Source organism: Streptomyces sp. NRRL WC-3742, assembly GCF_000720635.1.
Classification (GTDB): Bacteria; Actinomycetota; Actinomycetes; order Streptomycetales; family Streptomycetaceae; genus Kitasatospora.
The window spans coordinates 1-6,499 of the sequence record NZ_JOCF01000137.1 but is presented as its reverse complement, the minus strand read 5'-3'; the positions used below and the strand labels follow the sequence as shown (position 1 = coordinate 6,499).

Sequence of the window (6,499 nt, the reverse complement as noted above, 5' to 3'; positions counted from 1 at the left end):
TCGGCGCAGACGACGGACTTGCGGGTGAACCAGACGACGCCGGCGTTGTTCGCGAAGTATCCGGAGCCGGAGGACATGGCTGCGGCGAACCCGGAGGAGATGGTTACGCTGCCTGGCGTGGGCCGGAAGACGGCCAACGTGGTCCTCGGAAACGCTCGTGATCCTAAAACGGGAGAACCCTTCGGGATACGAACCGATCACGAGCCGAGTGGCGTGACACCATCCGGCGCGGTACCCGGATCGCCGTGAGGGCGGGGCTGTACCCGTTCCTCGTGGCAGAGGCGACACGTCATTGCCGTCACGAGGGCAGCGGTTGTTCTGAGCCACCTGGTGGATCAGTGGAGCAAACCCCGTAGTTGGTCAGGTGCATGGGCATAGGCTCGTGCGGTACGCAGATGTCAGGTTGGGCCTGAGCAGTGACTTCTGGGGGTGTCTGTGCCGACGGACTTCGTTGACCGCGTCGACTACATGGCTGAACTCGACGGCCTGGTAGCGGACTTGGCCGACCGGCGGGGTGGAGCGCTGGTGATACGGGGACGATCGGGCATGGGCAAGTCCGCTCTGCTGGCCGAGTTCGCCCGTCGCGTTGGCGAGCGAGCCGGGACGCCCGAGGCGTGCCGCGTGGTGCTGACGAGTTGCTATCCGGAGATCGGCACGGGACTGACGTACGCCCCTGCGGTCGACCTGCTCCAGCAGCTCCACGACCAGGTCGAGCAGCCCGGCTGGTGGAGCCGCGTGTTCCGTGGGGCCGGGCGGGGGGTGGCGACGTCTGCTCCGGAGGTGTTGTCGGCGATCGTGCCGGGGCTCGGTGCGGCCTGGAAGGTCGGCCGGGAGGTCACCGAGGCCGCGCTCAACTCCGGTTCGGTGCCACTCGACAGCGTGATGCCGATCCAACACGGGGCCGCAGCCCGGATCGCCGACGCGCTGCTGGACCTGGCGCGTGACGGCCTTCCCGTTCTGGCTCTGGTGGACGACATCCAGCACATCGACCCGAGCAGCCTGCTGGTCCTGGACAGGCTCGTCCGCCGTCTCGACGGTGAGCCGTTGGCCCTGGTGATCAGCCATGCGCCGGACCGGGAGCCGAACAGCGGCTCCGCGGCGGCCGTCGAGGCACTGCTGGACACCTGGGAGAGCCAGGGGCTGGCCCGGCGCAGGGAACTGGCCGGGCTGCCGCCGGAGGCCGTCCAGGAACTGGTCGAGCGCCGCCACCCGGGAGCGCCGGCGGCGCTGTCGACCGAGCTGGTCCAACTCACGGGAGGGCACTCGGTCTTCGTCAGGATGTGCTTGGAGGAGTGGAGCCCCGGCAGCGACCGGATCCCTCTGCCGCGGAGCCTCAACCGTGTGGTCGACTCGCGTTTGCGACTGCTCGACGAGCGGGACCGACGGCTGATCGCGACGGCTGCTGCGCAGGGCAGCAGCTTCCTCTCGAACGTCGTGGCCGAGACCCTCGGCGAGCCGCACGACGAGGTGATCGAGCGCCTGCGCAGGATCGCCGACGAGCAGCAGCTGATCGTCGTTGAAGCCGAGCCCCCGGCCTGGGCACGAGGTGATCAGGCCGACTCCTACCGGTTCGAGCACGGCGCTCTGTGGCGGGTGATCTACGAGCAGCAGACCGCAGAGCAGCGCCGTTCCCGGCACGCCCGGATCGCCCAGGTGCTGAGCTCCCACTCGGGACCGGACGCCGCCCTGGGACGTCGGCTGGAGATCGCGGGCCATCTGGACCGCGGCGGCCTGCCCTGCCTGGCGGCCTCGGCGGATGCTCACTACGCGCTCGCGCGTTCGGCGGCGCTCGACGGGCTCTCCTTCGTCGAAGCGGAGCAGCACTGCGAGGTGGCCATCCGCGCGTCCCGCGCACTGCCGGAGAAGGAACCGGACCGGGACCGCCGTCTCGTCGCCGCCATTGAGCTGCTGTTGTCGCTGACCGAGGTCCGCTGGCGGGGCCGTCATCAGCCGGCCGGCGGACCGGACATCGATGCGCTTGCGGCGGAAGCGGAACAGGCCGCCGTGCGGTGCGTCGATGCCCGGCTGATCGCCCGTACGACGCTGCTCCGCGGCAAGACCCTGCTCGCGACACAGGGCCTGGAGCCCTCCTTGGCAAAGCTCCGTGAGGCGGTGGACCGGGCGGAGCAGGCGGGCGACCCTGTGGCGCTCTTCGTCGCCAAGGTCGAGTACGGCCGGCAGGTCTCGAAGTGGCGGCTGGCGGACGGCCTGGAGCAGCTGCGCGAGGTCGAGCGCATGTACGCCTCCGACCCCGCTCTGGGGGCCACGGACGATCCCGTACTCCAGCACGCGCGCAACCTCGCGGAGATGCAGCTCGCCATCAGCCTCTTCGACAGCGGGTTCCTCGGTGAGGCTCTGGGCCGGCTGCTGCGGTGTGTCGACCGGATCCGGCGTGAGCCGATGGCCGTCGAGCTGCCGATAGCGCTCAACTACCTCGCCCAGGTGCACATGGCCACCGCGGCATGGGCGCAGGCGGAAGAGGTGCTGCGGGAGGCCCTCGCCTCGGAGGAGAAGCGGGGCGGTGACAGCGGCTGGCACGCCTACAACGCGGTCTTGCTCGCCCGACTGCTCGCTATGGATCCGCTGCACCGGGAAGAGGCCCTCGAACTGGCCGAAGCCGCCTGGCTGGAGACCCAGCGGACCTGGCTCGCCAACCTGGTGCCGATCGTCCGCAACCTCTTCGCCGAGGTCCTGCTCGACGTCGCCGACGGGGACCTGGACAAGGTCCGCCGGGCAGACCGCCTCGCCCTGGCGACCAGGGTGGAGACCGAAAGCACTGGCATGGTCCGCAGCCAGATCGCGGCGCTGGCTCTGCGAAGCCGTACGCACCTGCTGATGGGCGAGCCGGTGGCGGCCCAGGAGCTGGCTCGCGAGGCGCTGAGCACACTCGGCAGGGTCGGTGACATGCCCGCCCTGCGCACCGAGGAGGTCCTCTTCGACGCGGCGGTGGCGTTGCGTGCGGCAGGATCGGAAGGTGAGGCCCGGGAACTCCTCGACCGTGCCCGCTCCGAGGTGACCCGAAAGGCCGAGCTGATCGACGACGTCGGCCTGCGGCGCCGCTTCCTGGAGGAGGTCCCGCTCAACCGCAGGATTCTCGGCACCGAGGGACTGATCTGAGTGGCGGGAACAGGACGGGTCGGGAGAGCAGGGAAGGAACACGGAGCGGGGACGCGATGCTGACCATCACCAAGGAGTTCCACTTCTCGGCCAGCCATGTGCTGGACGTGCTGCCCGCATGGCATCCTTGCGCCCGCATGCACGGGCACAACTACATCGTGGTGCTCGAACTGTCCGCTCGCCGGGAAGACCTCAACGAGGCCGGATTCGTCCGTGACTACCGTGACCTCGATGCCTTCAAGAAGTGGATGGACGACACCCTCGACCACCGACACCTCAATGAGGCGATGGGGGGGGGTGTCTCCCCGTCGGCCGAGAACCTCGCCGTGTGGATCTTCAGTCTCTGGACTGACCAATTGCCTGAACTGACCGCGGTCCGGGTGTCGGAGACCCCGAAGACCTGGGCGACCTACAGGCCGCGCGTCCATCGTGAACCGGACCCCTACACGGGAGGATGAGCAGACCTCACGGGGCGATGCCGAGATGAGGTCCCGCATGGGCGGGTGGTTTACGGCTTCCTGTCCGGCTGGAGACCCGCTTGCGGGCCTTGGTGCGCGAGCCAACCCGGAGTAACTCGTCGGCGCAGCCTTCGTGCATGGCAGAGAGCAAGGTCCGGAAGGCGACGGCGCCGAAGCCGGCCAAGACGGCGTGAAACCGAGGAAACCGGAGCCGCGGCTGGCGATGGTGCGGTTTCCATGAGCGGGTTTGATCAATCGGCTTGTGCAGGACGGGAACGAGGGGATACGACGGCGGTATGCACCGCTGGACTCCTCTCAACGAGCGTCAGCTCGCTCTCCTGACTCGTATCAGCAAGGGCGCCAACCCCGTGACCTCGGACGAACCTGCTCTCGCCCTTACGGCGCGGGCACTGAAGGACCGGGGTCTCGTCCTCATGCCGAAGGCCGCTGACAAGAAGTGGCGGGCGGAGATCACCGACATCGGACGGTACTACCTGGAGCACGGCCATCACCCGGACCAGCCGGCCAAGAAGGTCGGTCGATCCACTGGCCGGGATCGAGCTCGGGAACCCGCTGCGAAGGTCGTGCGGCAGGATGCTCAGCGGGACGAAGGGGCCGTGAGCCCGAAGCCGTCGGCTCCGGCTCGTCCAGCCCGTTCGCTTCCGCCTCCGCGGTCGGTGACTGGCCCGGCGTTGATCGAGCAGGTCCAGCAGGCCGGGCGCTTCCTGCGTATCTCGGATCCGTCGCCCGAGGAGCGGGCGCGGCTGCGGCGGGCCTTCGATGCCGCCCGCGACTACGCCCCTGAGGGCTACCAGTTGAAGTACAGCGGGCGGGAGAAGGGAGACTTCTTTCTCGGCCTGCTGCGGACGAACGGGCTCGACGAGACCGAGTGGAACCGGATCCGTCTCCAGCGGAGCAGGGTCGTCACCGATGTGGACGACATCATCGCGGCGATCAAGGCCGACCACAGTGCCTTCGAGATCTCCGAGGGCGTACTCCCGCGCGTGCTGGCGATCGTCCGTCTGATCGCTGAGGAAGCCCTGTCGAGGCACGGGGACGTGACGATCCTGAAGAAGCGGCGCCAGGTCAGGCCGCTGCTCAACGTCCACGGGAAGACCTGGGAGATCGGCTTCAAGGAGCGGCAGAAGCAAGTCCAGTACGTTCCCGCCCCCAAGGGTCGGCGGAAGACCTACGACTGGCAACGGGTCACGCCCGCCCACCGGTCCGAGCCGTCCGGCGAGCTCGACCTCTACCTGGTCGAACCCCACGCCAGCTACAGCCGCGCCAGCGCCTGGACGAAGGAGTGCGGAGACAAACCCGGCCGTCAGCTGGAGGAACAGATCGGGGCTGCCTTCCGGGCCCTGAAGGCCCGCGCCGAAGAGCAGGAGACTCGCCGCCTGGCGTACGAGGCCGAGCAGCGACGGTTCAAGGAGGAGCGGGAACGAGCGGAGGCCGAGCGGCGACGTCTAGAGGCCGAGGAGAAGGAGCGCACGCAGCGGAAGTGGGAGAAGGCCGTCGCCGTCGCCAAGATCCGCGCCGCTGAGGCTGCGCGGGCGGAGACTTTCGGGGCGGCCCTGGACCGCTGGCGTACCGCGGCTGAGATCCGGCGGTTCTGCGCGGAGCTGGAGGAATCCGCCTCCCGTGCCACGTCCGCCGCGGAGGCTGAGCGCCTGCGTCAGTGGGCCAAGTGGGGCCAGGAAGAGGCCGACCGGATCGACCCGACATCACCCGGCCGCGGGCTCGGCGTCGAGGACTTCGAGACCGAACCCACGGACGAGGCTCTGCGCCCCTTCCTCAAGGGCTGGAGCCCGCACCGGCCTGTCAAGGAAGCACCACCAGCCGAGCCACCCCGGCAGGCAGACCCCTGGCGTGACCTCAGCGCCTCACCTCAGGACCAAGGCTGGAAACACGGACCCCAAGGTCGCGCTCAATGGTGGAGGCGATGACGCCGTGCCCGCGCTCGCGCAGCGCCTTCACGGCCCGCTCGATCAGGGTGCTCAGCCGCTCCACCTCCTCGCGAAGCGCGAGCAGCTCGTCATAGCGATCCACCCGCTCCTGGCCGCACCACTCGCGGATGGTGCGGAGAGCGTCGTCCTCGGCCTTCAGCTTTCCGTCGTCCCGGCGGCGCTCCCAGGAATGCCATGACGGAACGGCCCGCTCGCGATCCACGGACTCCTGCCGGCGGTCGACCTCCGGCAGGATCTCCTCGGCCAGCACCTCGGCAGCGCGTCGGACGATCCGCTCGACGACCGGCCAACCCGCCAGGCACAGCCCGGTCCGGTCCTCGTAGACCATCGGATCGGCACGCAGCTCGACCGGATCAAGGCCCAGACGCTGCGCCGTGGCATCGAGATCGGCCAGCTCCAACACACCGGCGTCAGCCACGCCCTTGCGCAGCCGGACCTGGCTCTTCGGGCGGACGAACCCAAGGACTGTCCGGGCCGCCTCGAACTCGGGGCTCTTGCGCACCTGCCGGGACGCTTCCGTCAGTCTCAGTTCAGCGGTGTCGTCAGCGCGGAAGACTTCTACGTCAGCCCACCGGGCGACCAGTGATGCCTGCGCCACCCACTCCTGCAGTCCGGCTTCCTCACCTTCGAGGAACCGGACGTGCACCTGCGCCGACCGACGCGGGTCTCCCACCCGGACGATCTCCACACGGCGGACCGCGCCGCCAAGCAGCTTTGGCTGGGCGCGGTAGGCCCACTTCTCGTCGATCTCCACGCAGCTATTGAGCCAAAGCACCGCGGCCCGCCGCCACCACTTCGAGGAGTTTCCCTTGGTGGGATGGGCAGCACCGCCCAAGTGAAACCGGCATCGTGGCCTACGGTTCGGCGTAGCCTTCGTGCATGGCAGAGAGCAAGGTCCGGAAGGCGGCGGCGTCGAAGCCGGTCGTGAAGAAGGCGGCGGTGAAGCCGGGGAAGCCG

General features: G+C 69.1%; 4 protein-coding genes and 1 pseudogene. 4 read left to right on the top strand and 1 reads right to left on the bottom strand.

The features are described 5' to 3' along the window. The 4 genes and pseudogenes from IH61_RS45400 to IH61_RS0139380 form a co-directional block, all read left to right on the top strand. Positions 1–156, top strand: a pseudogene (locus IH61_RS45400) (endonuclease III domain-containing protein); the annotation flags it as partial. Positions 157–468: 312 nt separating this feature from the next. Next, positions 469–3,117, top strand: coding sequence for an AAA family ATPase (locus tag IH61_RS0139390; protein ID WP_051838773.1), 2,649 nt, complete (start codon positions 469–471; stop codon positions 3,115–3,117). Positions 3,118–3,173: 56 nt separating this feature from the next. Further along, positions 3,174–3,575, top strand: a complete 402-nt coding sequence (locus tag IH61_RS0139385) for a 6-pyruvoyl trahydropterin synthase family protein (RefSeq protein ID WP_051838772.1) — start codon at positions 3,174–3,176, stop codon at positions 3,573–3,575. A gap of 296 nt (positions 3,576–3,871) precedes the next feature. After that, positions 3,872–5,521, top strand: coding sequence for a hypothetical protein (locus IH61_RS0139380; RefSeq protein ID WP_031079160.1), 1,650 nt, complete (start codon positions 3,872–3,874; stop codon positions 5,519–5,521). On the opposite strand, the gene IH61_RS0139375 is transcribed toward IH61_RS0139380, so the two are convergent. Beyond that, the gene (locus IH61_RS0139375) at positions 5,451–6,296 is read right to left on the bottom strand and encodes a hypothetical protein (protein WP_031079159.1); all 846 of its coding nucleotides are present in this window, start codon (positions 6,294–6,296) and stop codon (positions 5,451–5,453) included. The genes IH61_RS0139380 and IH61_RS0139375 overlap by 71 nt on opposite strands. Positions 6,297–6,499 lie beyond the last annotated feature (203 nt).